General features: G+C 71.6%; 30 protein-coding genes. 11 read left to right on the plus strand and 19 right to left on the minus strand.

Going from position 1 to position 26,018, the window contains the following annotated elements; genetic code table 11:
* Positions 1-287 precede the first annotated feature (287 nt).
* Both ACQP2X_RS19370 and ACQP2X_RS19375 read right to left on the minus strand, forming a co-directional pair.
* Positions 288-1,004 carry a hypothetical protein gene (locus tag ACQP2X_RS19370; RefSeq protein ID WP_498698881.1) on the minus strand — a complete coding sequence of 239 codons (717 nt, stop codon included), beginning with the start codon at positions 1,002-1,004 and terminating at the stop codon, positions 288-290.
* A 229-nt stretch (positions 1,005-1,233) separates the two neighbouring features.
* Positions 1,234-2,883 (minus strand): MFS transporter, encoded by a 1,650-nt coding sequence (locus ACQP2X_RS19375; RefSeq protein ID WP_498698883.1) that lies wholly within the window; start codon positions 2,881-2,883, stop codon positions 1,234-1,236.
* A gap of 67 nt (positions 2,884-2,950) precedes the next feature.
* Here ACQP2X_RS19375 and ACQP2X_RS19380 point away from each other — a divergent pair, with 67 nt between their 5' ends.
* Entirely contained in the window at positions 2,951-3,517 is a 567-nt protein-coding gene (locus ACQP2X_RS19380; protein ID WP_498698885.1) for a TetR/AcrR family transcriptional regulator, read from the plus strand.
* Here the strand turns inward: ACQP2X_RS19380 and ACQP2X_RS19385 are convergent.
* Both ACQP2X_RS19385 and ACQP2X_RS19390 read right to left on the minus strand, forming a co-directional pair.
* Positions 3,510-4,826, minus strand: a complete 1,317-nt coding sequence (locus ACQP2X_RS19385) for a peroxidase family protein (RefSeq protein WP_498698887.1) — start codon at positions 4,824-4,826, stop codon at positions 3,510-3,512. The genes ACQP2X_RS19380 and ACQP2X_RS19385 overlap by 8 nt on opposite strands.
* On the minus strand, positions 4,823-5,371 hold the full coding sequence (locus ACQP2X_RS19390) for a TetR/AcrR family transcriptional regulator (RefSeq protein WP_498698889.1): 549 nt from the start codon (positions 5,369-5,371) through the stop codon (positions 4,823-4,825). The genes ACQP2X_RS19385 and ACQP2X_RS19390 overlap by 4 nt, the downstream gene beginning before the upstream one ends.
* A gap of 69 nt (positions 5,372-5,440) precedes the next feature.
* Between ACQP2X_RS19390 and ACQP2X_RS19395 the strand changes: the two genes are divergently transcribed.
* Positions 5,441-6,397, plus strand: coding sequence for an alpha/beta hydrolase (locus ACQP2X_RS19395; protein ID WP_498698890.1), 957 nt, complete (start codon positions 5,441-5,443; stop codon positions 6,395-6,397).
* Positions 6,394-7,161 (plus strand): dienelactone hydrolase family protein, encoded by a 768-nt coding sequence (locus ACQP2X_RS19400; RefSeq protein ID WP_498698891.1) that lies wholly within the window; start codon positions 6,394-6,396, stop codon positions 7,159-7,161. Before ACQP2X_RS19395 ends, ACQP2X_RS19400 begins: the two co-directional genes overlap by 4 nt.
* A gap of 15 nt (positions 7,162-7,176) precedes the next feature.
* Here the strand turns inward: ACQP2X_RS19400 and ACQP2X_RS19405 are convergent, their stop codons facing one another.
* Positions 7,177-7,746: a hypothetical protein gene (locus tag ACQP2X_RS19405; RefSeq protein ID WP_498698894.1), complete on the minus strand. Its 570-nt coding sequence runs from the start codon at positions 7,744-7,746 to the stop codon at positions 7,177-7,179.
* Between ACQP2X_RS19405 and ACQP2X_RS19410 the strand changes: the two genes are divergently transcribed.
* Genes ACQP2X_RS19410 through ACQP2X_RS19420 form a run of 3 tightly spaced genes read left to right on the plus strand, consistent with a single transcriptional unit; the run spans position 7,730 to position 9,704 of the window.
* Entirely contained in the window at positions 7,730-8,242 is a 513-nt protein-coding gene (locus tag ACQP2X_RS19410) for a MutS-related protein (RefSeq protein ID WP_498698895.1), read from the plus strand. The genes ACQP2X_RS19405 and ACQP2X_RS19410 overlap by 17 nt on opposite strands.
* Positions 8,239-8,907, plus strand: coding sequence for a hypothetical protein (locus ACQP2X_RS19415; protein WP_498698897.1), 669 nt, complete (start codon positions 8,239-8,241; stop codon positions 8,905-8,907). Before ACQP2X_RS19410 ends, ACQP2X_RS19415 begins: the two co-directional genes overlap by 4 nt.
* Positions 8,823-9,704 (plus strand): MutS-related protein, encoded by an 882-nt coding sequence (locus ACQP2X_RS19420; RefSeq protein ID WP_498700975.1) that lies wholly within the window; start codon positions 8,823-8,825, stop codon positions 9,702-9,704. The genes ACQP2X_RS19415 and ACQP2X_RS19420 overlap by 85 nt, the downstream gene beginning before the upstream one ends.
* Positions 9,705-9,708: 4 nt before the next feature.
* Here the strand turns inward: ACQP2X_RS19420 and ACQP2X_RS19425 are convergent, their stop codons facing one another.
* From ACQP2X_RS19425 to ACQP2X_RS19475, 11 genes are all read right to left on the minus strand, one after another.
* Positions 9,709-10,122 (minus strand): BON domain-containing protein, encoded by a 414-nt coding sequence (locus ACQP2X_RS19425; protein WP_498698898.1) that lies wholly within the window; start codon positions 10,120-10,122, stop codon positions 9,709-9,711.
* Positions 10,119-10,469 carry a monovalent cation/H(+) antiporter subunit G gene (gene mnhG / locus ACQP2X_RS19430; RefSeq protein WP_498698900.1) on the minus strand — a complete coding sequence of 117 codons (351 nt, stop codon included), beginning with the start codon at positions 10,467-10,469 and terminating at the stop codon, positions 10,119-10,121. Before mnhG ends, ACQP2X_RS19425 begins: the two co-directional genes overlap by 4 nt.
* Complete coding sequence (locus tag ACQP2X_RS19435) at positions 10,466-10,762, minus strand: monovalent cation/H+ antiporter complex subunit F (RefSeq protein ID WP_498698902.1); 297 nt, start codon at positions 10,760-10,762, stop codon at positions 10,466-10,468. The genes mnhG and ACQP2X_RS19435 overlap by 4 nt, the downstream gene beginning before the upstream one ends.
* On the minus strand, positions 10,759-11,292 hold the full coding sequence (locus ACQP2X_RS19440) for a Na+/H+ antiporter subunit E (RefSeq protein WP_498698903.1): 534 nt from the start codon (positions 11,290-11,292) through the stop codon (positions 10,759-10,761). Before ACQP2X_RS19440 ends, ACQP2X_RS19435 begins: the two co-directional genes overlap by 4 nt.
* The gene (locus tag ACQP2X_RS19445) at positions 11,289-12,788 is read right to left on the minus strand and encodes a Na+/H+ antiporter subunit D (RefSeq protein ID WP_498698905.1); all 1,500 of its coding nucleotides are present in this window, start codon (positions 12,786-12,788) and stop codon (positions 11,289-11,291) included. The genes ACQP2X_RS19440 and ACQP2X_RS19445 overlap by 4 nt, the downstream gene beginning before the upstream one ends.
* The gene (locus ACQP2X_RS19450) at positions 12,785-13,174 is read right to left on the minus strand and encodes a Na(+)/H(+) antiporter subunit C (protein ID WP_498698908.1); all 390 of its coding nucleotides are present in this window, start codon (positions 13,172-13,174) and stop codon (positions 12,785-12,787) included. The genes ACQP2X_RS19445 and ACQP2X_RS19450 overlap by 4 nt, the downstream gene beginning before the upstream one ends.
* Positions 13,171-15,960 carry a Na+/H+ antiporter subunit A gene (locus tag ACQP2X_RS19455; RefSeq protein WP_498698911.1) on the minus strand — a complete coding sequence of 930 codons (2,790 nt, stop codon included), beginning with the start codon at positions 15,958-15,960 and terminating at the stop codon, positions 13,171-13,173. The genes ACQP2X_RS19450 and ACQP2X_RS19455 overlap by 4 nt, the downstream gene beginning before the upstream one ends.
* Before the next feature lies 1 nt (position 15,961).
* A complete protein-coding gene (locus tag ACQP2X_RS19460) occupies positions 15,962-16,639 on the minus strand; it encodes a response regulator (protein ID WP_498698912.1) in 678 nt (225 codons plus the stop codon).
* Positions 16,636-17,601, minus strand: coding sequence for a sensor histidine kinase (locus tag ACQP2X_RS19465; protein ID WP_498698914.1), 966 nt, complete (start codon positions 17,599-17,601; stop codon positions 16,636-16,638). The genes ACQP2X_RS19460 and ACQP2X_RS19465 overlap by 4 nt, the downstream gene beginning before the upstream one ends.
* A gap of 108 nt (positions 17,602-17,709) precedes the next feature.
* Positions 17,710-18,369: a hypothetical protein gene (locus tag ACQP2X_RS19470; protein ID WP_498698916.1), complete on the minus strand. Its 660-nt coding sequence runs from the start codon at positions 18,367-18,369 to the stop codon at positions 17,710-17,712.
* Positions 18,366-19,091 (minus strand): FMN-dependent NADH-azoreductase, encoded by a 726-nt coding sequence (locus ACQP2X_RS19475; protein ID WP_498698917.1) that lies wholly within the window; start codon positions 19,089-19,091, stop codon positions 18,366-18,368. Before ACQP2X_RS19475 ends, ACQP2X_RS19470 begins: the two co-directional genes overlap by 4 nt.
* A gap of 86 nt (positions 19,092-19,177) precedes the next feature.
* Between ACQP2X_RS19475 and ACQP2X_RS19480 the strand changes: the two genes are divergently transcribed.
* Positions 19,178-19,606: a MarR family winged helix-turn-helix transcriptional regulator gene (locus ACQP2X_RS19480; protein WP_498698920.1), complete on the plus strand. Its 429-nt coding sequence runs from the start codon at positions 19,178-19,180 to the stop codon at positions 19,604-19,606.
* Between the two features lie 54 nt (positions 19,607-19,660).
* On the opposite strand, the gene ACQP2X_RS19485 is transcribed toward ACQP2X_RS19480, so the two are convergent.
* Positions 19,661-20,719, minus strand: coding sequence for an iron-siderophore ABC transporter substrate-binding protein (locus tag ACQP2X_RS19485; protein ID WP_498698922.1), 1,059 nt, complete (start codon positions 20,717-20,719; stop codon positions 19,661-19,663).
* 72 nt (positions 20,720-20,791) lie between these two features.
* On the opposite strand from ACQP2X_RS19485, the gene ACQP2X_RS19490 reads away from it, so the two are divergent.
* From ACQP2X_RS19490 to ACQP2X_RS19505, 4 genes are read left to right on the plus strand one after another with little or no spacing between them, the layout of a single operon-like run.
* The gene (locus ACQP2X_RS19490) at positions 20,792-21,793 is read left to right on the plus strand and encodes a FecCD family ABC transporter permease (protein WP_498698923.1); all 1,002 of its coding nucleotides are present in this window, start codon (positions 20,792-20,794) and stop codon (positions 21,791-21,793) included.
* Entirely contained in the window at positions 21,790-22,830 is a 1,041-nt protein-coding gene (locus ACQP2X_RS19495) for a FecCD family ABC transporter permease (protein ID WP_498698925.1), read from the plus strand. Before ACQP2X_RS19490 ends, ACQP2X_RS19495 begins: the two co-directional genes overlap by 4 nt.
* A 13-nt stretch (positions 22,831-22,843) precedes the next feature.
* Positions 22,844-23,647, plus strand: a complete 804-nt coding sequence (locus ACQP2X_RS19500) for an ABC transporter ATP-binding protein (RefSeq protein ID WP_498698927.1) — start codon at positions 22,844-22,846, stop codon at positions 23,645-23,647.
* 52 nt (positions 23,648-23,699) lie between these two features.
* On the plus strand, positions 23,700-24,266 hold the full coding sequence (locus ACQP2X_RS19505) for an HD domain-containing protein (protein ID WP_498698930.1): 567 nt from the start codon (positions 23,700-23,702) through the stop codon (positions 24,264-24,266).
* A gap of 24 nt (positions 24,267-24,290) precedes the next feature.
* Here the strand turns inward: ACQP2X_RS19505 and ACQP2X_RS19510 are convergent, their stop codons facing one another.
* On the minus strand, positions 24,291-25,013 hold the full coding sequence (locus ACQP2X_RS19510) for a hypothetical protein (RefSeq protein ID WP_498698932.1): 723 nt from the start codon (positions 25,011-25,013) through the stop codon (positions 24,291-24,293).
* Between the two features lie 57 nt (positions 25,014-25,070).
* Positions 25,071-25,961, minus strand: a complete 891-nt coding sequence (locus ACQP2X_RS19515; RefSeq protein ID WP_498698933.1) for a LysR family transcriptional regulator — start codon at positions 25,959-25,961, stop codon at positions 25,071-25,073.
* Between the last annotated feature and the right edge of the window lie 57 nt (positions 25,962-26,018).

Below are 26,018 nucleotides of genomic sequence, written 5' to 3' on the forward strand. Positions count from 1 at the left end.
AGCCCTCGGCGAAGGTTCGCTTGAGGCGCACCGCGCGAAGCGGCGCTCCACCGCACGCGAACCCGCTGAACGACTATCACCGCTACACCATGGCGCAGGATCCGACCGAGAGCGAGCCAATTCCCCGCTCCGCCGAATCGCTGTGCCTGCGGATCCTTCGCACTCGCGCGTGGGCGATGAGCGCGCCGGGCGTCGGGCGCGAGGTTATTACGCGCGGTTTACAGGGTGGTGGCCGGCGCGAGGGCGCCCGAGAGGATCAGAGCCAGGACGAGAAACGGCGGTGTGAGTTAGCCGCGGTTCGCGGGGCGGCTGCGGCGAGCGCGCGGTGGCAGCTGAACGCCGGCGAGAGTGTGGAGGGCGGGCCGGGTGTGGGGGCGCCGGCGGGCGGTTCCGGGGCGGGGGCGGACCCGCAAGTCGATGGTCGACTTTGTCTCGGCCTCGGGGGTGGAGTTGGGGCGGCGGTACAGCTCGTCGACGTCGGTGGGGGTGACGGCGTCCTCGGTGGCGAAGCCGGGCATGTCGGGGATTGCCGAGGGCTCCGGCGGAAGGGAGGCGGGCTGGAAGCGTACGAGGGAAGGCTCTTTGGCGTTGAAGAGAGTGAAAGCGGCGAGCAGGTTGGCGATGACGAAGACCGCCGTCACCGGGCCCAGCATCAGGGAACGCCACAGCAGCACGGAGATGAGCACGGCGACGACGGCGGCGCCCAGGGCGGCGGCCGCACCGGCATGGCGGGCGAGTTGGGCGCCGCTGCGGGTCAGGCCGAACGCCGCGGCCGCGCAGGCGGCGCCGCCCAGGCCGGCCAGGACCCAGCTTCCGACGTACGGCCAGAGCCGGCCCCACGTTCCGGACTCGTCGCCGAAGATGAACATCAGGAACGGCACGCCGACGAGCGCGATCACGAGGAACAGGACGGCATCGATCGTGACCATGACGGCGGCGCTCGTCACTTTGTCCATGCGGCGGCGCGCGCCCGTCAGTTCCGTCGTCTCGATGACGTCGACCATCGTCCATGCCCCCTAGCGTCTTTGAGCAGGAACCGTAACGCATGGACGCGAGGGGGAGGGGCGCACAACGCTGCCCGTTGCCCGCGATTGCCGTCAGAGCATGGAAGGCGGCCACGCCGCGTCAGTGGGCCATGACCAGTAAGTAAACGAACCTTCGCTCAAGCTTCCCAGAGCCGTGAGTGAGGAGCCGGGCAGCTCCTCGCGTGAGGAGTCGCCCGGCTCCGCGTCGCTACTGCTGCCGGACTGAATCCGCCTCCGCGGGCGCGTGAGAGGCGGGCGCGTGAGAGGCGGGCGCGTGAGAGGCGGGGGTGTGAGACGCGGGCGTGTGAGAGGCGGGCGTGTCAGAGGAGGGCTCGCGGGGAGCGGGCTCGCCAAGGGTGGGCTCATCGAGGATGTGCTCTCCGGCGGGTACGGGGCCGGAGGGGACCAGCTTCCAGGCCAGCAGGCCGGCGATCAGCAGCAGGGCGGCCGCGACGAGCGACGTCGCCTGCATGGCGTGGGAGAAAGCGTCGCGGGCGGCGTCCAGCAGCGCGCTGCCGTTCAGGGCCTGGGTGGCCGACGCCAGCGACTCGTCGACCGCCGTTCGTGCCGCGTCGGGCAGGGCGGACAGATCGGGCAGTGATGCCCGGTAGAGCACCGTGTGCAATGTGCCCAGCAGGGCGATTCCGGTGGCCACGCCCAGCTCGTACGCCATCTCGGAGACCGCCGACGCCGAACCCGCCCGCTGCGGCGGGACCGAGGCCAGGATCGCGTCCGTCGAAGCCGTGAAGGCGATGCCGACGCCGAGCCCGATGACGACCAGGCCCACCGCCAGCACACTGTAGCCCGGCGCGCCCTCGCCGACCGTCAGCACCGCGAAGCCGGCCGCCGTGACCAGCAGGGACAGGCCGAGGGAACGGCCGACGCCCAGGCGGTTCATGACGCGGACGGCCACGACGACCACCGCGATCGACGCCAGGGTCAACGGGAGTTCGCGCAAGCCGGCCTGGAGCGGCGAGTAACCGCGGACCAGTTGCAGGTACTGCGAGAAGAAGAACAGCAGGCCGCTGAACGCGAAGATGGCGATCACGCTCGCCGCGACCGTGCCGCTGAACGCCGGGCGGGCGAAGAGCGTGACGTCGACCAGCGGCGAGGTGAGCCGCCGCTGGCGCCGCACGAACCACGTGCCGGCGGCCAGGCCGATCAGGGCCGCCGCAAGTGAGGAGACGTTCACACCCGAGTGGGCGGCGTCCTTGATCGCCCACACCAGCGGGACGATCGCGGCCACCGAGAGCAGCGCGCTCAACGGGTCGAAACGGCCCGGCGCGGGATCGCGGGACTCCGGCACCAGCATGGCCACGGCCGCCAGCACCAGCAGCATGATGGGCACGTTGATGACGAAGACCGAGCCCCACCAGAAGTGCTCCAGCAGCAGGCCCCCGACCAGCGGGCCGAGCGCCGCGCCGCCGGACGCGCCGGCCGACCAGATCGCGATGGCCCGGGTGCGCAGCCGCGGCTCCGGGAAGATGTTGCGGACCAGCGAGAGCGTGGACGGCATGAGGGTCGCGCCGGCCACGCCGAGCAGCGCCCGGGCGGCGATGAGCCACTCCGCGCTGGGCGCGAAGGCGGCGAGCAGGGAGGCCGCGCCGAATCCGGTCACACCGAGCAGGAGCAGGCGCTTGCGCCCGATGCGGTCGGCGAGCGTGCCCATGCTGATGAGGAGCCCGGCGAGCGCGAACGAGTAGACGTCGCCGATCCAGAGCAGTTGGTTGCTGGTCGGTGCGAGGTCCGCCGTGAGCGCGGGCACGGCCAGCGCCAGAACCGTGCCGTCCACCGCCAGCAGCGTCACCGCCAGCGTGAGGGCGGCGAGCGCACCCCAGCGGCGTCCGTTCGAAGTCATGCTCCGACGATAGCCGACCATATGGTCGGTAGTACAGACCAAATGGTCGGCTACTACTGTGATCCGTATGCCTCCTCGTGAACGGGACACCGCCCGCACGCGGCGCACGGTGCTCGACGCCGCCGCGCGCACCGTGGGCAAGCAGGGCGCCGGTGTGAGCCTGGACGTCATCGCGCGTGAGGCGGGAGTCTCCAAAAGTGGGCTCCTGCATCACTTCCGGAGCCGCGACCAGTTGCTGCTGGCGCTCGCGCAGGATCAGGTGGACACGTTCGCGGCCGAGGTCCGCGCGGCGGTCGACCCGGCCGATCACGCCGCCGGGCGGCTCGTCCGGGCGTACGTCCGGGTGATTTTCGACAGCCTGGGCGACGAAACGGCGATCTCGGAGCACCTGCTGCTCTCGGCCGCCCTGTCGACGGTGCCGGGGGTGGCCGAGATCCTCCAGGCGGACGCGCGGCAGTGGGAATCGGCGTTCACTTCCGACGGGCTACACCCGGACCGGGTTCTGATCATCACGAAGGCCGCCGACGGCGCCTCGCTGGCGACCCTCTACGAGGGGGGCAGCAACCCCGCGGCGCTGGAGCGGACGCGGGAGTTGCTGCTCTCGATGACCAGGGGCGAAGGATCGTTTACTTGATGAGCAGGTCGGCCAGGGTGAAGCTGTCGCCGCGGGCGGGCAGCAGCGGCCAGCCGGGCTCCAGGCTCAGATAGCTCGCCGGATCGGCGCGGAGCAGGCCGATCAGCACCTCGGCCACGATCCGGCCGCCGACCGGGCCCAGCCGGTCGCCGTCGCCCAGCAGCTCGGACTCCTTGAGGATGTAGAACCACAGCGGGACGCCGTGCGGCCAGTCCGGAAGGACCAGCGGCTCGGCGCCGATCTCGCGGGCGACGGCCTCGCCGCTGGGCAGGCCGGTCGTCTCGCCCCGCAGCAGATCGCGCACGGCCAGGGAGTGGTACGCGTCGGTGTCGACGGCCCCGGTGACCTGCACGGGCAGCCCGATGAGGCTCGACGCGAGCCGGCCGTCGAGGCGCTTGGCCCGTTGCGCGGGCGGCCGGCCGGGCACGTCGAAGATCTGCGCCAGATCGATGTGGCGGTCGGCCTCCAGTGGGCCGAACCCGACCAGATCGGGGAAGAGCGGCACCTCCGGTCCGCCCTCGACGAGCCGGTACGTGTGCCGGATCTGCCCGTGCCCGTAACGGAAGGCGGCGTCGGCGAACTCCAGCGGGATGTACGCCCGCATCGGCTCCGGCGCGAACCAGCGGCCGCCGTTGGCCAGGACGTCCTCGACGAGCGGCGCGCCGACCAGGCGCGGCAGGAAGTCGTGCACGACGATCCACTGGTAGTGCCAGGTAAGGGTGATGCGCGCGCGGTCGTACACATCCGCCTCCGAGGCGCCGCCGTCGCGCAGCCAGTCGACGATGCGGTTGTGCGCCTCGATGAGGGCGACATGCAGGGACAGGGCAAATCTGTGTACGTCGTTGCGCGGATCCCCGATCAGGGCGACGCCCTGGGGGTTGCGCGGAACGTCGCCGTCGACGACGAGGAACTTCGCCGGATCGTTCACGTCGAACAGGTACGGCGAGCCGATCGGGCCGTCGGAGTAGAGCATCTCCAGATTGAGCTTGGGCGCGCGGGCGTTCTTGAGCGCCTCGGGGTCGATGCCGCCGGCCAGGGGCGAGCGGTCGGCGGTGATGTCGTGTGCGATCAGCTGGCCGAAGAACGGCCAGCCCGCGGCCCCGGCCGCGTCGTCGCCGCCCGGGTTCAGCCGGTCCAGCAACGGCGCCGCGTCGCAGATGCCGCCGGTGTCGCCGGCGCGCATCAGCAGCTTCGGGTCGGCGCCGAGCGGTTCCAGGCCGGGGAACATGCGGCCGTAGCGGGCCGCGCCGGTCGGGCGGTCCACGGCGCGGACGAGGCTGAGGCAGTGGTCGCGGGTGGGATGGGTCATGCCCCTTGTGACCGGGCGGCCTCCCGTTTCGTGACGAGCGTGATCAGCGCCTCGACGTCGTCGTCGGCCATCGGCTCGCCGGTCATGCCCATGCGGTGCAGCAGGGTGCCGACCACGACGTCGATGATGAAGAGCACCTCCCGCTCGGCCATGCCGAGCGTCTCCTCGATCGCGATCCGGTACGGGTCCTGAAGCTGGGCCGACAAGATGGCCCGGAGCGAAGGGTCGTGCACGGCGTCGGTGAAGACGCCGGCGAACGCGGCCCCGATGCCCGGCTCGCCGATCTTCCCGGCGATCCAGCGGACGGCGCCGGCCAGGATCTCCTCGTGGCTCGCGCCGGTCAGCGGCGCCGGGCCGAACGCGTCGACCAGGCAGGCGGTCAGCAGGGCGCCCTTGGTGGGCCAGCGGCGATAGATCGTCGTCTTCGCTATTCCCGCCTCGGCGGCGATCCGGTCGACGGTGGCGCGGGCGTACCCGAGCTCGTGGACCGTCTTGAGCGTCGCCGCGAAGACTTCGGCGTCGATGCCGGTACGGGGTCTGGCCACGCCGCCACTCTAGCAGTTACGCTACTTCTAGTTTCGATACCAGAGGTAGCGTTACTTGTTGGAGGAGACATGCTCGGCATCCGTGTTCTGTCCGCGCTGCGCAAGGAGCCGGACTGGTCGGCCATGACACCCGCGACACTTCGTTCACTTAGTGAGGCCGAGAACCGGCGGCGCTCGTCCCCGCTGTCGCGGATCGTGACCGGTTTTCCGGCGCGCGGGGTCGCGATCCGGTGGCAGGACGTCACGCTGCCCGATCGTGTCGTGCGAATCCGCGTTCACCGGCCGCCCGGCGCGGCCACACCCTTGCCCCTGGTGCTCCACGTGCACGGCGGTGGCTTCGTCGGCACGGCCGTGCAGAGCGACTGGATCACCAGCCACCTCGCGGCCCGCCTGCCGGCCGTGGTCGTGTCGGTCGAGCATCGCCTCGTCTCGTTCGGCACCCCGCTGGCGGCGGCCGTCGAGGACGGGTGGGACGTGCTGAGCCACGTGCTCACCTGGGCCGAGGTCGACCCGGAGCGAGTCGCTCTCCTCGGCGAGAGCGCGGGCGGTGTCGTGGCCGCGATGACCGCCTTACGTGCGGGTCCCGCCATCCAGGCTCAGGTGCTGGTCAACCCGTGCACCGACCTCACCGCCACCGCGCTCGACCATCCCTCGATGCGCGAGCACGCCGACAGCCCGACCCTCACCGTCACGCAGATGAAGTTCTTCCTGCGGCTGGCCGTCCCGGCCGGGACGGATCCCCTCGCCGTGTCACCGCTGTACGCCGAGGATCACAGCGGGCTCGCGCCGGCACTCATTGTGGTGCCCACGCTCGACCCGGTCGCCGATCAGGGCCGGGCGTACGCCCGCCGGCTCCGCGATGCCGGGGTTCCCGCCGAGGTCGCCGAGTACGCCGGCGCGCCGCACGCCTTCGTCAGCACGCCCGGCCTCGTCCGGCAGGCCCGGGCCGCCCGCGCCCGGATCCTCGGCTTCCTCCGGGGCCGCCTGACGCCCCACCCCTCGGAGGTACGAAGATCGGAAGCATGACCGAGCTGTCCACCCTTCACCAGAACCTCGTCGACACCGTGCCGGCCGGCGCGGGCGCCCGCATCGAGGACGAGACCGTCGCCTACGAGCATGAGGGGCAACCCCTTCAGGGGTACGCCGTACACGACGCCGCCGTCACCGACCGCAAGCCCGCGGTCATCGTCGTCCACGACTGGACGGGGTTGCGGGAGTACCCGAAGGCCCGCGCGCAGATGCTCGCCCGCCTCGGCTACTTCGCGTTCGCGGCCGACATCTACGGCGCCGGCGTCACCTTCGACAACGACGAGGAGTCGGCCGCCGAGGCCGGCAAGTACTACGGCGACCTCGCGCTGATGCGGGCGCGCGTGCGGGCCGCCTACGACGTCGTCGCCCGGGACCCGCGCGTCGACCCCGACCGCATCGTGGTTCTCGGCTACTGCTTCGGCGGCAGCGCCGCGGTGGAGTTCGCCCGCACCGGGGCCCCGCTCGCCGGCGCGGTCTCCTTCCACGGCGGCCTCGTCACGCACGAGCCCGCGGACGTCGCCGCCATCGCCGGCCCGCTGCTCATCCTCACCGGCGCCGACGACCCCGTGGTGCCGGACTCGGCGGTGCAGAAGTTCGCCGACGAGCTGCGCACCCGGGCCGACCTCGACTGGCAGATCACCCTGTACTCGGGGGCCCAGCACGCGTACACCCTGCCCGGCATCCCGCCGTACCACGAGAAGGCCGACAAGCGGAGCTGGCGCGAGCTGGTCAACTTCCTGGACGAGGTCTTCGCCCGCTGAACCCGGAGCGACGTGTCACCCCGCTCGCGTAGCATCCGGGGTGACATGTCCTCCTCTTTCACCGGCCTGTTCGCGTTGCCGCGTGAGGCTCCCGAGCCCGCCTACTTCCCGGACCTCCAGCTCGGCCAGATCGTCGACGCCGTGGTGGCCGGCCGGGAAGGACACCATCTGCGGCCGGCCTTCCACGCCCGCCTCACCGACGCGACGGCCATCCGGCGGAGGCAGGCGGTCTTCGCCGACCTCGAGGACCAAGGCCTGCGTACGGCGATGCGGGCTTTCGGCGACGGACTCAGCCGCTGCCGGCGGCAGTTCGAGGCGGCGCAACGAGTACGGCATCAGCACCAGGCGTACCGATGGCGGCTGAACGCCATCGCCTCGTACGCCGAAGTCATCGAGGCCATCGCCGGCGCCCTCGAAGAAGCCGCGCCGGCCTCGGCCGCGCTGCGTGAGTGGCTGACATGGCTGGGGGAGTACTGCGCGGGCCCCGATTTCGCCGCGATGTCGGCGGGCGCGAGGAATCTGCTGGCCGAGCTCGGCAATCTCCGCTACACCCAACCAGGGCGGCAAGATGACCTTCGCGCGCACCGTCGGGCAGCTCTATCACCTGGCCGCGCTGGGCCTGCCCGTGCCGGGCCGTACCGTCGCGCTGCACGCGCCGGACGCGATCCTGACCCACTTCGACCGCGGTGACCGTGCCGGCGACCTGACGAGCCGGCTCGAGGACGAGGTCGAGCGCATGGCCGCCCTGCTGGCGACGGCCGGCGAGCGCTCGGTGGTGATCCTCAACGAGATGTTCAGCTCTACCACGTGGGTCGACGCGCGCGCGATGAGCAGCGACGTGCTGCGGGCGGTCCTCGACGCGGGCGCGGTGGGCGTGTGTGTCACCTTCATCGACGAGCTCTCCCGGCTCGACCCCCGGATCGTCTCGCTGACCACGGGTATCGACGCCCACGACGCGACCAGGCGCACCTTCGAGGTCACCCGGGGCCGGGCCGACGGCGAGGCGCACGCCCTGGCCCTCGCCGCGAAATACGGTCTCACCACCGAACAGCTGCGCGCCCGGATCGAGGCGAACGCATGAGGCCGGGTCTGCTGTTCGCCGAGGCGCCGGAAGCGAAGCTGGCGGACGGCGTCGCCGATGACCTGGGGCTGTCCGCGGTGATCGACGCGATGGCGGCCGGTGATCCCGAGATCGCCGCCACCGCCCGCCGCGTCCTGCTGTCCGGGCCGATCGACGCCGCTCGGGTCGCCTATCGGCAGGACATCCTCGACGATTGCGTGCGTGAGCCGGACCTCGGCGGGCAGTTGTACGAGCTCGCCGGGCGCGCCCTGGAGGCTCAGCGCGCCGCGGCCCGAGCCGTCTTCTTCGACACGCCGGAAACCCTGCTGAGCCAGGCGACGATCACCCTCACGTCCTTTGTCGAGCTGTTGCGCGAGCTCCGAACGCTGGCCGAGCGGTACGGACCGCGCGTCTCGTCGGCCGGGTTCCGGCAGTTCTTCACGATGGTGGGCGACCACCTGAACGAGGACTACCTGGAGTCGGCGGCCGAAGCGATCCGCCAACTCGGGCCGCGCGGGAATCTGCTCGTCTCGGCCCGGCTCGGCTCGGGCAACCAGAGCGAGCAGTTCGTGGTCGCCGGCCACCGCGTTCGCCGCGATCCCTGTTCCGCCGTGGCTCCGCGCCGAAGCCACCCACCGCGACCTACAAGATTCCCTACGGCGACGAGGCCGGGCACCGGGCGCTGAGTTCCCTGCGTGACCAGGCCCTGGCCGGTCTCGCCGACAGCGCCGTCCGGTCGGCCCAGCACGTGCTCTTGTTCTTCGCGTCGCTGCGTACGGAAATGGCCTTCTACGTCGGATGTCTGGCCCTGCGCCGAGCGCTGACCGAACGCGGCGCGCCGGTCTGCCGGCCGGTGGTCCGCGACGCGGCGGAGCGGTCGTTCAGCGCTCGCGGCCTTTACGACCCGGGCCTGCAACTGCGTCTCGGCGAACCGGTCGCCGCCAACGATGTCGACGCCGACGGCACCTCGCTGATCATGATTACGGGTGCCAACCGGGGCGGTAAGTCCACGTTCCTGCGCGGCGTCGGCCTGGCCCAGCTGCTCGCCACCGCGGGCGCGTTCGTCCCGGCCACCGCCTTCACCACGACGGCCCGTTCGGGTGTGTTCACCCACTTCACCACCGACGAGGACGACGCGCTCACCAGCGGCAAGTTCGACGAGGAGCTCCGGCGCATGTCGCGGGTGGCCGACGTCATCGCGCCGCATGGCCTGCTGCTGTGCAACGAGTCGTTCCAGTCCACCAACGAGCGGGAGGGCTCCGACATCGCGCGCCGCGTCATCGACGCGATGACCGGGGCCGGCGTGACGGTGGTGTTCGTGACCCACCTCAACGAGCTGGCGCAGGGCTGCTACCGCGACCGCGACCGTTATCCGGCGCTGTTCCTGCGGGCCGGGCGCGACCGGTCGTTCCGCCTGCGGGAAGCCGAGCCGGAGGCCACGAGCCACGGCGCCGACCTGTGGAACCGTGTGCGCAAGCCCTGAGGCGTCACCGCCGGCGGCCCCGCAGCAGCCGGTCGGCGATCAGCGCGAGGATTTCGACCGCGAAGAGACGGGCGGCGACGGCCGCCCGGCCGCGTCGTGGTTCGCGCGGTGGGGGACGGACGGCCAGGCGGGCGGCCAGCTCGCCGAAGAGCTCGGCCTCGCGGCCCGGGCCGCTTTCGCCGTCGCGCACGGTCAGGCCGTCACACAGGTCGCGTGCCCCGCCCATCTCCCGTACGTGCCGGAGCACGGCGTCGTGGCTGCGCGCGTCGGGCACCACTCCGGTCAGGATGACGACGCCGTTCTGCACGCCCGCGGTCACGCCCTCGTGCCCGGCCAGCGCGGCGGAGACCCGGCGGGCCAGCCGGGTGTCGGCCGGTGCGGGATCCTCCGGCGGCGGGTCGGGAAAGAATCGCGTCATGGCCGCTCGCCGGATCCGTCGGCGGGGGCGAGTTCGTCGGTGACCACCAGGTCGGCGCGGGCCATCCCGGCGCGGTAGCCCGCGCGGCCGACCATGTGCGCGGCCACCGGAGCGGTCGCCATTTGGAAGACGCCGACGAGGATCAGCGTGGTGACGTCGACGGCGTCGCGCAGCCGCAGACCGCAGCCGAGCAGCACGAGCAGCAGGCCGAGGACCTGAGGCTTGGTGGCGGCGTGCATCCGCGAGAGCAGGTCGGGGAAGCGCAGCAGCGCCACACCGGCCGAGAGGCTGAGGACCGCGCCGACCACCAGGCAGACCGCCGCCACGACGTCGAGGACTCCGCTCATCGCCGCCCCCTCGGCGCCGGCTCGGCCCCGGCCGGATCAGCCGCGGGTGAGGTGAAGCGGGCGACGCTGACAGCGCCCGTGAAGCCCAGGATGGACAGGACGACGAGAATGGGCAGGCCGGTCGCGTCGCGGGAGAAGGCGGCCTCGGCCGCGATGGCCATCACGATGACCGCCAATAGCACGTCGGTGGCGACGATCCGGTCGAGGACGGACGGCCCGCGGACGATCCGGACCAGGGCCAGCACGGCGCCGAGGGCGAGCAGGGAAGTGACCAGCACGGCGATGACGGTCATGTCGGCGGCTCCTTGATGACACGGCGCTCGGCCGGTGAGCCGAACGCCTGGACGATCCGGCGTTCCAGGTCGAGCACGCCGTGGCGGAAACGGTCGGCGTCGGCCGCGTCCTTCACGCCGAGCACGTGCACGTAGAGAACCCCGCGCTCCCGGTCCGCCTCGACGATGAGGCTTCCGGGCACCAGCGACAGGGCCTCGGCGGTCAGCGTCAGGCCGAGGTCCGACGGGACCTTCAGGGGTACGGCGATGACGGCGCTCCGCGGAACATGCCCGAACCGGAAGGCGAGCGAGGCCACCTGGGCGCTCGCCATGACGAGGTCCAGGACGAAGCGCACGGCGAAGCGCAGCACCCTGAGCGGATGCACCCGCCCGGCGTAGGTCACCGGCGGAAGCGGAAAGACGGCGAGGACCACGACGGCCACGATCAGCCCGCCCACCGTCGTCAGTGGAGTGAACGAGCCCCACAGCAGCACCCAGATCGCGGTCAGCCCGAGCGCCGCGACGGCTCTGTCCCGCCAGCGCCCCCTCATCGCGGACCCCCGAAGACGGACTCGACGTAGCCCGACCGTTCCAGCAGGCCGCCGGCGGCCTGGTCGCCGATGTCGAAGAGCGGGCCCGCCACGACCGTGAGGCCCACGCCCAGCGCGACCAGCGCCATCGTGGGGCCGACCATCAGCGGCGGCAACGGGCTCCGTGCGGGCGCCGACGCGGGCGGGACCCGCCAGAAGGCCAGGTTCCAGACGCGGGCGACCGCGTAGAGGGTCAGCAGGCTCGTCACCAGCCCGCCCGCGATGAGTAGCCAGGCCAGCACACCGCCGTCGGCCGCGCCGGCCTGAACCAGGCCCAGCTTGCCGATGAACCCGGAGAACGGCGGGATCCCGGCCAGGTTGAGAGCGGGCACCAGGAACAGGATGGCCAGCACGGGGGAGAGCCGGGCCAGCCCGCCGAGCCGGTCCAGCGCGGTGCTGCCGCCGCGTCTCTCGATGAGGCCGGTGGCCAGGAACAGCGTGGTCTGGATGGTGATGTGGTGGACCACGTAGAAGATGGCGCTGGACAGGCCCAGCTGCGTGGTCAGGCCGACCCCGAACAGCAGGTAGCCGATGTGGCTGACCAGAGTGAACGACAGCAGCCGTTTGATGTCGGACTGCGCGACCGCGCCGAGGATGCCGACGACCATCGTCAGCAGGGCCAGGATGAGGAGTACGACCGCCGCACGCCCGCCGGGGAACAACAGCGTCTCGGTGCGGATGATGGCGTACACCCCGACCTTGGTGAGAAGGCCGGCGAAGACGGCCGTGACCGGCGCGGGCGCGGTCGGATAGCTGTCGGGGAGCCAGGACGACAACGGGAAGACCGCGGCCTTGATGCCGAAGGCGAGCAGCAGCATGCCCTGGAGCATCAGGCGCAGGCCGTCCGGCAGCTCGTCCAGGCGCTCGACGAGGTGGGCCATCGTGAGCGTGCCGGTGGCGGCGTAGATGAGGCCGATCGCGGTCAGGAAGATGACCGACGACAGGAGACTCACGACGACGTACGTGATGCCGGCCCGGATCCTGTTCTCGGTGCCACCGAGCGTCAACAGGACATAGCTGGCGACCAAGAGGATCTCGAAACCGACGAACAGGTTGAAGAGGTCGCCGGCCAGGAAGGCGTTCGTCACACCGGCCGTGAGCACCAGATAGGTCGGGTGGTAGACGGAGAGCGGCGTCTCCTCGTGCCCGTCGGCCATGCCCTGACCGATCGAGTAGACGAGCACGCACACCGTCATGGTGGAGGAGACGACCAACATCAGCGCCGCCAGCTGGTCGGCCACGAGCACGATGCCGAGCGGCGCCGCCCAGCCGCCGACCGTCACGACCATCGAGCCGCCGGTGGTGGTGAGCCAGAGCAGGGCGGCCGAGACGAGCACGGTGGCGGTGAGGACGGTCAGGCTCACGGTCCGCTGAGCGCGCGGCCGGCCGGCCATCATCAACGTCAGCGCCGCGCCGATCAGCGGCATGACGACGGGCAGGGGCACGAGCCAGGTCATCGGTCGTCCTCGGTTCCGGAGCCCTGGTCGGTCTCGGCCAGGCGCATGATGCGGCGGTCCTCCACGTCGTCCTGCACCTCGTCGTGCCCGGCCATGGCCCAGCTCCGATAGGCCAGGGCCAGCAGGAAGGCGGTCATGCCGAGCGTGATGACGATGGCGGTGAGAATCATGATCTGGGGGAGCGGGTCGGCCATGTCCTCCTCGGGCGCGGCGCCGACGATCGGCGGCGCCCCGGCCCTGCCGCCGAGCAGGATGAGCAGGTTGACGCCGTTGCCGAGCAGGATCATCCCCATCAGGACCCGGGTCAGGCTGCGCTCCAGGAGCATGGCGACGCCGGCCGCGAAGAGCACGCCGACGATGACGACGTAGACCAGGTTCGGTGTCATACCAGCTCCTTCTCTCGTCGCTCTTGCGTCGGGTCACCGGCTGCGGAGGCCTCGGCCGAGGCGGCGTGCTGGCGGTCGAGCTCGCCGCCGAGGCTGCGCAGGATCTCCAGCACGAGCCCGACGACGACGAGGTAGACGCCGACGTCGAAACAGGCCGACGTGGCGAAGTGAACGTGTCCGATCAGTGGCAGCGTCACGTCGACCAGGGCGCTCTGCAGCACCTGCCCGCCCGCCACCAGTGCCGCCGCTCCGGTGCCGACCGCGATCAGCAGACCGGTGCCGAGCACCAGTCCCGCGTCGACCGGCGCCGCCGCGTTGAGCTCACGGCGCCCGCCGGCCAGATAGCGGATGGTCAGGGCCAGCCCCGCCACCAGCCCGCCGGCGAAGCCGCCGCCCGGCGCGTTGTGGCCGGAGAAGAGCAGGTAGACCGAGAACAGCACGATGGTGTGGAACAGCAGCCGGGCCACGACCTGCAAGATGATCGACTCGCGGCTCTCACCGGCGAGCAGCCAGCCGGCCTGGCGCGGCGGCACGGTCTGCTCGGCCCGGCGGCGCTGCAAGGCCGCGCTGCGCTGGTAGATGAGGCTGGCCACGCCGGTGGCGGCCACGACGAGCACCGAGATCTCGCCCATCGTGTCCCAGGCTCGGATGTCGACCAGGGCGACGTTCACCACGTTGTGGCCGCCGCCGAAGGACACCGCGGGCTCCGGGAAGTTAACGGAGATTGGCACCGCGAGCCGCCCGCTGACCGCCACGTAGGCCATGGCCGAGGTGACCGCGCCGGTCGCCACGGCGACGGCCATGCGGATCCAGCGCGTGGCGCGCAGCGGCCGCTCCGAGAACCGTCGCGGAAGGCGCCTGAGCACCAGCACGAACATAACGATCGTGACCGTCTCGACCAGGAACTGGGTGAGTGCGAGGTCCGGCGCGCCGTGCAGCACGAAGAGGACGGCCACCCCGTAACCACAGACCCCGACCAGGATCATCGCCGTCAGCCGCCGCTGAGCCCGCGCCGCGACCAGTGCCGCCGCCACCACGACGGCGCCGACCACGAGTTGCAGCGGCGTGTCCCAGAGCCGCAGAGCGTGGGGCCGGAACCCGGACAGCAGGAGCGTCGTCGCGCCCATCACGACCAGGACCAGCAGGATGACGCCGAGCGAGAACGGCAGCGACCCGCGCTGTGTGGCCCCGGTGACCTCGACCGCGGCCCGGTCGATGGCCGCCATGAGCCGCCGGTAGACGCCGTCCGCCGCCGGCAGCCGCTGCTCCGGCCACCGGAGTCCGCGTTGCTGGGCAAGGAAAATCGCCGCGCCGCCGAGCAGCACCACCACCGACAGCAGCACCGGAAGACCCAACCCGTGCCACAGCGCGAGGTGGTCGGTGGTCCCTGTCCAGAGATTGATGTACGAGGTGAGCGCGCCATCAAGCGCAGGCGCGCCCACCCCGGCCGCGATCCCCGCGACCGCGAGCAATGCCGCCGGCGCGACGAAAGCGGGAGAGGGACCGGACGCGCCGGTGGCAGCGACAGGCTTGGTGCCGAAGGCTCCCCACAGGAACCGCAGTCCATAAGCGACGGTCAGCACCGAGCCGGCGACGAGAACGGCCAGAACGAGAGGGTCGTGCTCGAACGCGGCGAACAGCGCCTCCTTGCCGACGAAGCCGGCCAGCGGGGGCACACCGGCCATCGACGCCACGGCCAGAGCGGCCACGGCGGCCAGCACCGGCATGCGGCGCGCCAAACCGTTCAGCTCGCGCCGATCGCGGGTGCCGGTCTGCTTGTCGATGACGCCGACGACCAGGAACAGGGTGGCCTTGAACAAGGCGTGCGCCAGCAGCAGGGCCACGCCGGCCAGGGCGGCGGCCTTCGTGGAGGCGCCGAACGCCACGGTCAGCAGGCCGAGCTGGCTCACCGTTCCGTACGCCAGAATCAGTTTGAGGTCGTGCTGGCGCAGCGCGGCCCAGCCGCCGAGCAGCAGCGTGACAGCGCCCGCGGTGACCGCGATCGGCGACCAGGCGGGCGTGGCGGCCAGGACCGGGCCGAGCAGGCCGACCAGGAAGACGCCGGCCTTCACCATCGAGGCCGCGTGCAGATAGGCCGACGCCGGTGTCGGCGCGGCCATCGCGGCCGGCAGCCAGAAACTGAACGGGAAGATGGCCGACTTGGACAGCGCCCCGGCCAGGATCAGCACCGCCGCCGTGGTGCTCGCGGCCGGCAGCGGGCCGGCGGCGATCTCGGACCAGCGGTACGTCCCGGCGCCGTGCCCCAGGATGACGAAGCCCGCGAGCATCGCCAGGCCGCCGGCCGTGGTCACGACCAGAGCCTGCATGGCGGCCCGGCGCGCCGCCGCATGCGACGGCTTGTGCCCGATCAGCAGGTACGAGAAGACCGTGGTGAGCTCCCAGAAGACGTACATCAGAAGAAGGTCGTCGGAAAGCACGAGCCCGGTCATCGCGCCGGCGAAGCCGAGGAAGACCGCGGCGAACCGGCCGAGGCCGGGATCGCCGGGCGGGAAATACGAGGCGCAGTACGCCAGGACGACCGCACCGACGCCGCCGACGATGAGCAGCATGAGCCACGGCAACGGACCCGAACGCAGCGCGATGTCCATGTCGAGATGCGGAACCCAGCGGTACGTCTCCGCGACCGGACCAGGGTTCAGGACGGCCCAGACAGCCGCCGACGCCGGCACGAGGGCGAGCGCGTAGAGCCCGCGGTTACCGGCAAACCTGATCAAAAGGGGCGCGGTCAGGGCGGCAAAGGCGTGCAGAAGCAGGATCGCGAGCATGTCAGGGCTCGATCAGACCGGAGCGGATCGCGTACCGGGTCAGTTCCTGCCGGTCCTTCAGGCCCAACTTGGCCAGGATGTTGGACCGGTGGCGCTCCACCGTCTTGACGCTGATGAACAGCAGCTCGGCGATCTCGCGCGTGGAGTGCCCCTCGGCGACGAGCTTGAGGACCTCCTCCTCGCGCTCGGTCACGGGACGGGCCGGGATCTCGCCGGTACGGGCGCGTTCGAGGTAGTCGCGGACGAGCGCCGTCTCCGCGCCCGGATAGAGGAAGGACTCGTCGCGCATCGCCGCGTGGCAGGCCTCGACCAGGTCGCGGTCGGCCACGGATTTCGGGACGAAGCCGGCCGCGCCGACCCGCAGGGCCTCGAAGAAGTACTGCTCGTTGTCGTACATGGTGAGGATGAGGATCCGCAGGCCGGGCTGGCGGCGGGTCAGCTCGCGCGCGGCCTGGAGCCCGGTCATCCGCGGCATCGCGATGTCCAGCACGGCCAGGTCCGGCGGGTCGGCCGCGGCCAGGGCCACGGCCTCGGCGCCGTCGGCGGCCTCGGCGATCACCTTCAGGTCGGGTTCGTTGTCGAGAATCAGCCGTACGCCCCGGCGGACGAGCGCGTGGTCGTCGGCCAGCAGGATGCGGGTGGGCGTGGCCGGGCGGCTCCCGTCGGCGGGCGTGCTCATGCGGTGCCTCCCAGGGGTGCGGTCGAGCGGGCGGGAACGTGCAGCGACACCGCGGTGCCGCCGCCCGGCGCCGGCTCGACGGTGAGCGTGGCGCCGATCAGAAGCGCGCGTTCGCGCATGCCCCGGATGCCGGCGCCCTCGGTGGCGGCGCCCAGGCCCCGGCCGTCGTCGCGCACGCACAGACGTACCCCATCGGGCTGGTTCCGCAGTGACAGCTCGACGTGGTGGGCGCCGGAGTGGCGGGCCGCGTTGGTCAGACCCTCCTGGGCCACGCGGTAGACGACCAGCTCGACGTCCTTGCCGAGCGGAGGCAGATCGGAGGCCACCTGGCGGCGGACGGTCAGCCCGGCCGTGGTGAACTCGGTGGCCAGCGCGCGCAGGGCACTGGACAGGCCGAGTTCCTCGAGTACGCCGGGACGAAGCCGGCGGGCGATGCGGCGGATCTCGTCGAGGCTGTTGCGGGTGCTCTCCTGGGCCTGGCGCAGCTGATCGCGGACGGGGCCAGGGGAGGAGTCGGCGACGCGCTTGAGGTCCAGAAGCACGGCGGTCAGCGTCTGACCGATCTCGTCGTGCAGCTCCTGGGCGATGCGGTGCCGTTCCTCCTCCTGCGCGGCGAGCGCCCGGCCGGCGCTCGACGCGCGTTCGTGCTCCAGGCGTTCGAGCATGGTGTTGAAGGCGTGCATGAGCGCGCTGATCTCGCCCTGTCCCTCGGCGGCCAGGCGCGTGCCGGGCCGCAGCAGGTCGATCGTCGTCATGACGCGCGTGACCCGGGCCAGCGGCCGCAGGCCCACCCGGAGCAGCGCGGCGTTGGCGATCAGCGTCGCGACCGTGCCCGCAAAGATGATCACGGCCTCGGTCAGGCGCGCCGTCGCCGAGACGGTGACCGGCGCGAAGAGCAGCACCAGCGCCGCCACGGTGAGCACGGCCGCGTTCAACGAGAAGATTCGCCAGAACAACGACACAGGGCCACCCATCCGATCGGTTTCAGGTCCACGTCAAGCCTGCCGGTTCGGTGACCTGCGCGTCCATCCGTGCCGACCCCCATACGCGACCGTGGGGGGCGTCACCGCTCAAGTGTGGGGCGCGACCGGCCCTGCCGCCGCGACGTCCCCGAGCGGGCGGTCGAAGTCGTCTCGGCGTGCCTGCCGGCCGCCACGGAAGGCGAGGAGGGCGGTCGCCGCGGCGAAGCCGAAGCCGGCGAACGGCTGCACCACCGGCATGGCGATGCCGGCTACGAAGAGCGTTATCAACGCGGCGTAGGCGATGCCGTACGGTCGCCGGCCCGCGCGGTTGATCGCGACCCCCATCACCACGGCGGCGACGACGAGCAGGAAAGAGGCGGACAGGGCGGTGGCGAACAGTGCGGGGCCGTACGCGGTGTCGCCGTTGAGCGTCGCCATGCCCGGAACGCCGGCCAGGTGCGCGCGGCCGATGCCGGGCTGCACGAAGGCGGCGCTGCCGAAGGTGGCGGCCAGGAAGACGTTGGCGATCGTGGTGAGGGCCAGCCCCGCGAACGCCGGTTTACTTCCGAGCGAGAAGGCCAGTCCGCTGGCGCCCAGAATGGCGAGCGCGGCGCCGAAGACGCTGGCGCCGAGGTGGCTGACCAGGAAAATATCGGTGGTTGTGTACTCGGCGTAGGCGGTGAAATCGGAGACGGGCGGCTGATGGCTGAGGGTGCTCAGGCCGAGCAGCACGCCGTGGGCGGGAAGCGCCCAGACGAAGGCCTTCATTGCAAAAATCCTTTCGCGAGGTCGCGCGCCTGCTCGTGGGCGAGGCGGCGGGCGGAGGCGGCGTCGGCGGTGGCCAGGTTGGGGCGGAAGTGAACGGTGCGGATGTCGTCGACGCCGGCCCAGCGCAGCCAGTCCTCGAGGTACGGCGCCTGGAAATCGGTGCCGAAGGCCGGGCCGCGGCCGGGGCCGTAGACGGCGCTCGTGTAGATGACGGCGGCCCGCTTGCCGCGCAGCAGCCCGCGGTAGCCGGCCTCGGGGTCGAAGCCGAAGACCAGGCCGGGCTGGCTGACGACGTCGATGAACTGCTTGAGGATGTACGGGATTCCGGCGTTCCACATGGGGACGCTGAACAGATGACGGTCGGCCGCGTCGAACCGCCGGAAGGTGGCGATGGCCGCGTTCCAGGCGTCTGCCTCCGCGCCACGCGGCTCCTCGCCGGCGAAAACAGCCATCTTGGCCGCCGCCGCGTCCGGGCCGAACGCCGGCAGGGTCCCGTCCCAGAGGTCGTACGTCTCGAGGTCCAGCGGCGAGGGGTCCGGCGACGCGGCGTCCAGCGACGAGGGGTCCGGCGACGCGGCGTCCAGCGGCGAGGGGTCCGGCGATGGGGTGTCCGGCGACGCGGTGTCGTGGGAGTCGCGGATGGTGTCCAGGAATGTGGTGGCGAGGGCCAGCGACTCCGAGCGGGGGCCGCGCGGTGAGGCGGACAGGTGCAGCAGCTTCATGATGATCTCCTGACGTAAGAATGCGTGCGCACGCACATTCTTGCTCTGATGCGTGCGCACGCACAAGAGTTGGTTAGGCTTCGGTGATGAGTGACACCTTGGCCGCGTGGGCGGCTCTGCTGCGGGTGCACGCGGCCCTGGTCCCGCGGCTCGACAAGGAGCTTCAGGCGGCCTGCAATCTGCCGTTGACCTGGTACGACGTGCTGCTGGAGCTGAACTCCGCCCCCGGTCGCAAGCTCAGCATGGGTGAGCTGGGCGAGGTCGCTGTCGTCAGCCGCACCCGGGCCAGCCGCGTGGTCGACAGCCTGGTCGCCGCCGGGCTGGTCGCCCGTGAGGCCAATCCCGGCGACAAGCGCTCCGCCTACGCCGTCATCACCGAGGAGGGGCGCCGGCGCCTGCGCGAGGCGGCCCCGGTCTATCTGGCCGGCATCGCACGGCACTTCACGTCCCGGATGAGCGCGGCTGAAGCCCGTACCGTCGCCAAGGCCCTGGAGAAGGTGCTTGCCGAGCAATGAGAAGGCCCCGCCGGCGAGCGGGGCCTTCTCGGTGAGTGAGTCCTGGCGGAAGGATCAGGAGGCGGCCGGGGCCGGAGCCGGGGAGGCGGTCGCGCGGACCACCGCGGTGGCCGGGTTGCCGTCGACGGCGGCGGCCAGTTGGGGGACCAGGCCGTCCAGCAGGAACGGCAGGCTCAGCGGGCTGATGAACGACGTCGCGCCGCCCAGCAGCTCCTCGTCCTCGAGGAAGACGTCGCGGGCCTCGGTCTTCACCTTCAGCTTGGCGTACAGGGCGTCGGCGTGGATCTTCGCCTTGTCCGTCTCGTAGTTCGGCACCAGCCACACCATCGCGTCCACGTCGAGCAGGTCCGTGCGTTCGCGGCTGATGCTGACGCCGAACTCCTTGCCGGTCAGCGCGTCCAGGTCGGCCGGCAGCGTGAAACCGAGGTCGGTCAGCAGGCGGCCGCGCGGATCCTTCGTGCCGTAGACGTAGTAGCCCTCCCACGTCGTCGCCATCAGGGCGCTCTTGCCGGCGAACTCGGGATGCGCCGACTTGGCGGCCGTGATTCTGCCCTCGACGTCGGTGACGATCTTCTCGCCCTGTGCGGTGCGGCCGACGGATTTAGCGACCGTACGCAGCGTGTCCTGCCAGCTGATGCCGTAGTCGATGCCGCCCTTGGGCTGGGCCACCACCGGCGCGATCTTCGACAGCGTGTCGTAATCGGACTGGGTGATGCCCGAGTAGAGGCCGATGATCAGGTCGGGGCGCTGGGCCGCGATCTTCTCGAACTGGTAGCCGTCGGTGTTCGACAGGACGGCCGGCTTGGCGTTCGCGCCCAGCTCGTCCTGGGCCCACGGCCAGATGGCGCCCGGATGTTCCCCGAACCACTCGGTGGTGGCGACCGGGACGACGCCGAGCGCGAGCAGCGAGTCCTGCTCGGTCAGGCCGGCCACGACGATGCGCTTCGGCTCCGCCTTGATTTCGGTGGTGCCGTACTTGTGCTCGATGGACACCGGGAAGGTGTCGGTGGCGCCCGAAGCGGTGGTGGACGACGGTGACTCGCCCGAGTCGCCGCTGCCGCATGCCCCGAGCATCACGACGGCCGCAGCGAGCACGCTGATGGATCGGCGCATGGAAACCCCTCTCGAAAGACCTGTGAGCGGCATAGTAGGTTAGCCTCGCCTAACTAGTCGAGAAGGGGTCGGATGACCGCGGTGCGCAGGAAACGAACTGTGGTCCTGGCGTTCGCCGTCGCCGCGCTCCTCGTCACCGCGGCGCTGAGCCTCGCGATCGGCACCCGGTCGGTGCCCCTGGCCGACGTGTGGCGGGTTCTCGGGCACGCCGACGGCTCGGTGGCGTCCGATGTGGTCAGAGGGCTGCGGATTCCCCGCACCCTGCTCGGCATCGGCGTGGGCGCCTCGCTCGGCCTGGCCGGCGCGCTCATGCAGGCGCTGACCCGCAACCCGCTCGCCGAGCCCGGCCTGCTCGGCGTCAACCTCGGCGCGTCCACCGCCGTGGTCGTCGCCATCGCCTTCCTCGGCGTCGGCAACGCCGGTGGGTACGTGTGGTTCGCGTTCGCCGGCGCGGCGCTCACCGCCGCCGCCGTCTTCGCGGTCGGTGGCACCGGCCGCAACCCCACACCCGAACGCCAGGTTCTGGCCGGTGTCGCCATCACCGCGGTGCTCGGCGCCTTCGTCTGGGCCGTGCTCGTCACCAGGCCCGAGGCGTTCAACCGTTACCGCTACTGGGATGTGGGCTCGCTCGCCGACCGCGACGCGAGCACTGTCACCCAGGTCGCCCCGTTCATGCTGATCGGCATCGTGCTGGCCCTGGCTCTCGGTCGCCGCCTCAACGCGCTCGGCCTGGGCGACGAGGCCGCCGTGGCGCTCGGCGCCAGCCCGAGAGTCATCCGCCTGCTCGGCATCGCCGCCATCACCCTGCTCTGCGGCGCCGCCACGGCCGCGGTCGGCCCGATCTGGTTCCTGGGCCTCGCCGTGCCGTACGTCGCCCGGCTCCTCACCGGCCCCGACCATCGCTGGGTCCTGATCTATTCGCTGGTGGTGGGCCCGACGGTGCTGCTGGTCGCCGACATCATCGGCCGCGTCGCCGTGGCCCCGTCCGAGCTTCAGGCCGGCGTCGTCACCGCGTTCGCCGGCGCGCCCGTCTTTCTGGCCCTCTGCCGCCGGCGCCGCCTGGGAACGCTATGACGGCCCGGCTTCTCATCGCCAAGGGGCCGGTGCGACTGCGCTTGCCCGTACGCCCACTGGTCGTCGGCGCCGTGCTGGCCGTGACGGCGCTCGCGATCGCGGTGGTGAACCTGGCCTCGGGCGACTTCCCGGTGCCGGTCGGCGAGGTCTTCAAAACGCTGATCGGCCAGGGCGACGCCGGCACCGAGTTCATCGTGCTCACCCTGCGCCTGCCGCGGGTGCTGGTCGCGCTGCTCGCGGGCGCGGCCCTCGGCGCGAGCGGCGCCATCTTCCAGAGCCTCACGCGCAACGCGCTCGGCAGCCCCGATTTCGTCGGCTTGACCGTGGGCGCGGCGACCGGCGCGCTTCTGGCCATTCTGGTCTTCCACGTGCGGGGTGTGCCGGTCGCCGTGGCCTCTGTCGCCGGCTGCCTGGCCACGTCCGTCGTGATCTATCTGCTGGCCTTCAAACGCGGCGCCCAGCCGTTCCGCCTGGTGCTCATGGGCATCGGCGTGTCCGCGCTGCTCGAGGCGTTCAACTCCTACCTGGTGCTGCGGGCCCGCCTGACCGACGCCCTGCAGGCGCAGCACTGGCAGATCGGCAGCGTCGGCGGCCGCTCGATGCTGGACGTGGCCATGGTCGGCCTCCCACTGCTGGTGATCCTGCCCCTCGTCATCGGCCTCGGCCGCGACATGTCGATGCTGCGCCTGGGCGACGAGACGGCCGCGCTCCAGGGCGTGCCCGTCGAACGTCGCCGGATCGCCCTGGCCCTGGCCGGTGTCCTGCTCACCGCGGCCGCCGTGGCCGCGGCCGGCCCGATCGGCTTCGTGGCGCTGGCCGCGCCCCACCTCGCGGCCCGCTTGACGCGCGGAGCGGGTCCCGGGGTGCTGCCCGCGGCCGCGATGGGCGCCGCTCTGTTGACCGCCGGCGACTGGCTGGCCCAGCGGGTGCTGCCGGAACAGGACCTGCCGGTCGGAGTGGTGACCGCCGCCCTGGGCGGCGCCTATCTGACCTGGCTCCTGGTGCACGAGTGGCGCCGGGGAAGAGCACGAGCGTGAAGGGCGAGGGCTGATGAGTGTGCGGTTGCGGGGCGAGGAGCTGACTCTCGCCTACGAGGAGCGGGTGGTCGCCGAGGGGCTGAGCGTGGGCATCGCCGACGGGTCCTTCACGGTGATCGTGGGCCCCAACGCCTGTGGCAAGTCGACGCTGCTCAAGGCGCTCGCCCGCGTCCTCAAGCCGGTGTCGGGCACGGTTCTGCTCGACGGGAACGGCATCACGTCGTACGCCTCCAAGGAAGTCGCCCGGCGGCTCGGCATGTTGCCGCAGAGCCCGGTCGTGCCGAACAGCATCGTGGTCGAGGATCTGGTCGGGCGGGGGCGGTACGCGCACCAGCGGATGTTGCGGCAGTGGTCGGCCGAGGACGAGGCGGCGGTGGCCGAGGCCATGCGGCTGACCGAGGTGAGCGAACTGGCCGACCGGTTCGCCGAGGAGCTGTCCGGCGGGCAGCGGCAGCGGGTGTGGCTGGCGATGGTGCTCGCTCAGCAGACCGGCATCCTGCTGCTCGACGAGCCGACGACCTTCCTCGATCTGGCCCACCAGTTCGACGTGCTGGACATCTGCGCCGATCTGCACGAGCGGGGGCGCACGATCGTGGCCGTTCTGCACGATCTCAATCACGCCTGCCGCTACGCCACCGACCTGATCGTGATGAAGGCGGGCCGTGTCGTGGCGCAGGGGCCACCGGCCGAGGTGATGACGCCGGCCCTGGTGGAGGAGGTGTTCGGGGTGCCGTGCCGGGTGATGGACGACCCGGAGACCGGCACGCCGATGGTCGTCCCGGCCGACCGGGCCCGCCGGCGGGCCGCGCACAACTAACGTATAAGTTCCGTACACCTGTTGTTCATGTTTGCGGAGTTACCGTTACGGCATGATCCGCCCGCTCGTCGCCGACGCTCGTGACCTCGCCGAACGGCTGCTGGCCGACCTGCCGGAGCGATGGCAGCACTCGGCCGGGGTGGCCGAGCGGGCCACGCAGATCAGCGCGACGGTCAGCGCCGAGGAGGCCGACGTTCTCGTGGCGGCCGCGTGGCTGCACGACATCGGCTACGCGGAGGCGTTGGTGGACACCGGTTTCCACCCGCTCGACGGCGCACGTCACCTCCAGCGGCTCGAGTGGCCGATGCGGATCGCCGGGCTGGTCGCCCACCACTCGGGCGCGATCTGTGTGGCGCACGTCAAGGGGCTCGAGAGCGCGCTCGCCGAGTTTCCTCAGGAGCACACGCCGGTCAGCGACGGGCTGACGTACGCCGATCAGACCGTGGGGCCTTACGGGCGCAGCATGGACTTCGAGGACCGGATGGCCGACATGCTCCGCCGGCACGGTCCCGGCTCGCCGAACGCGGCCGTGCACTCCCGCCGCGCGCCGATGCTGCGCGCGGCCGTGCAGCGTGTGATGTCACGGCTGAGCATCCCGGCCGGCGTGCGCGCCGCCTGAGCGGCCAGGTCGCAGCCCGAGCGGTCAGGCCGCCGCCTGGGTCAGGGCCCGCTCCGTCTTGGTGTGCTGGAACTCGGCCGGGGCGATGCCGTCCTTGCGCAGCGCCCGGGACACCCGGGCCGACACCGCCGCGGCCTCGTCGACCGGGCACTTGGTGGAGAGCTCCAGCAGGGCCGAACCGTCGGGGTAGACCCAGCGTTCCGCGGTCAGGGCCAGGCCGCGCACCTTCACGCGACGCTTGCGCGCCTTGACGGGGCCGAACGTCCTGAGGTCGTCGAGCTCGCATGGTGCGTACACCGAAAGCAGCCGCCGCTGGCGCGCCGAGAGCAACGACGTCAGGGGTTTCCCGGCCTTCAGAGCCTGAGCCACACTGCCCTTGCCCAGCTGTTGCTTGAGCGCGCCCGAGCAGACGTAGTTGCCGGGCATGGCGTCGACCTCGACGTGGAAGCCGGGGGAGCGGCGCAGCCAGCCGGGGACGGTGCGCGTGTGCATCGGGCGCAGCTTGACGACGATGTCGTCGGGGCGGCCCGCCCGCTCGCGGACCCGCACGACGATGCCGTCGCGCTTGAGCGCCAGCGCGGGGGTGTCGAGGAAGTAGACCTTCCGGGCCTGGCCACCGACGGGACCACCGTCCGGAATGAGGAGCTTCAGCTCCACCAGGTCGGCCTGACGGGAAATAACCCGCAGGTCATCGGCCTGATCCGACGGCGGTTGCCAGAATCCCCACATAGAAGGTCGCGAACTCACTCGAACAACCGTACATGACCTTCCGTTAAACGATCATCAACGGGGGGCCATTTCTCGTTAATCCTCCGTTAACCCGTACGGGGCCTCGCGCTCGACGAAGTCGCGGAACCGGGCGGCGGCCGGTCCCAGGCGCCGGTCGGTACGCCACGTGAGGCCGACCACCCGCTCGGCGCCCGGAGCGGCCAGGGCCAGCCCGATGGTGCCGGAGGCGCCGACGAACTGCTCGGGCACCAGCGCCACGCCCAGGCCGGCGCCGACCAGGCCCTCGATCGTGGCCAGGTCGCCGATCTCGAAGGCGACCCGCGGCGTCACCCCGGCCGCCTGGAACAGATCGTCGACCAGTTGCCGGAAGCCGAAGCCGGGCGGGATCGTCACGAAGTCCTCCTTCGCCACCTCGGCCAGCGGCACGGTCCTGGTCCTCGAGGCCCAGCGGTGGTCCGGCGGGACGATCAGGGCCAGGCTCTGGGTCTGCAGAGCGATCCAGCCGTACGGCCCGGACGGGCGCGGTGAGATGAGAGCGAGCTCCGAGAGGCCCGCGTCGAGGTCGCGCAGCATCTCGTGGCCGGGCTCCTGCCGCAGCTCGATCCGCATGCGCGGGGCCCGGCGGCGGACGTCGCGCAGGATGCGCGGGACGAGCGAGGTCGCCATCGAGTCGAGGAAGGCCAGCCGCACGGTGCCCGACGAGGGGTCGAGCAGGCCGGCCAGGTCGCTGCGAAGGCGGTCGTGCCGGTCGACGATGTCGCGGGCGGCGGCCAGCGTCACCTCGCCGAGCGGATTGGGGTGCACGCCGCGGGCGTCGCGCTCGAACAACCGGGCCCCGACCTCGTCCTCGAGGCGCTTCAGCAGCCGGGACAGGGTGGGCTGGGTGGTGCCGAGCGCGGTCGCGGCCCCGGTGACGTGGCGGTGCTCACCCAGGGCGAGCAGCGCGCGGAGGTCTTCGATGAGCACGGCTCGGATCATACGGTGTACGCATCGCAGCAATTGATCTTATGCATTGGACGCATG

The sequence above is a fragment of the Actinoplanes sp. CA-131856 genome, assembly GCF_050956135.1.
Classification (GTDB): domain Bacteria; phylum Actinomycetota; class Actinomycetes; order Mycobacteriales; family Micromonosporaceae; genus Actinoplanes.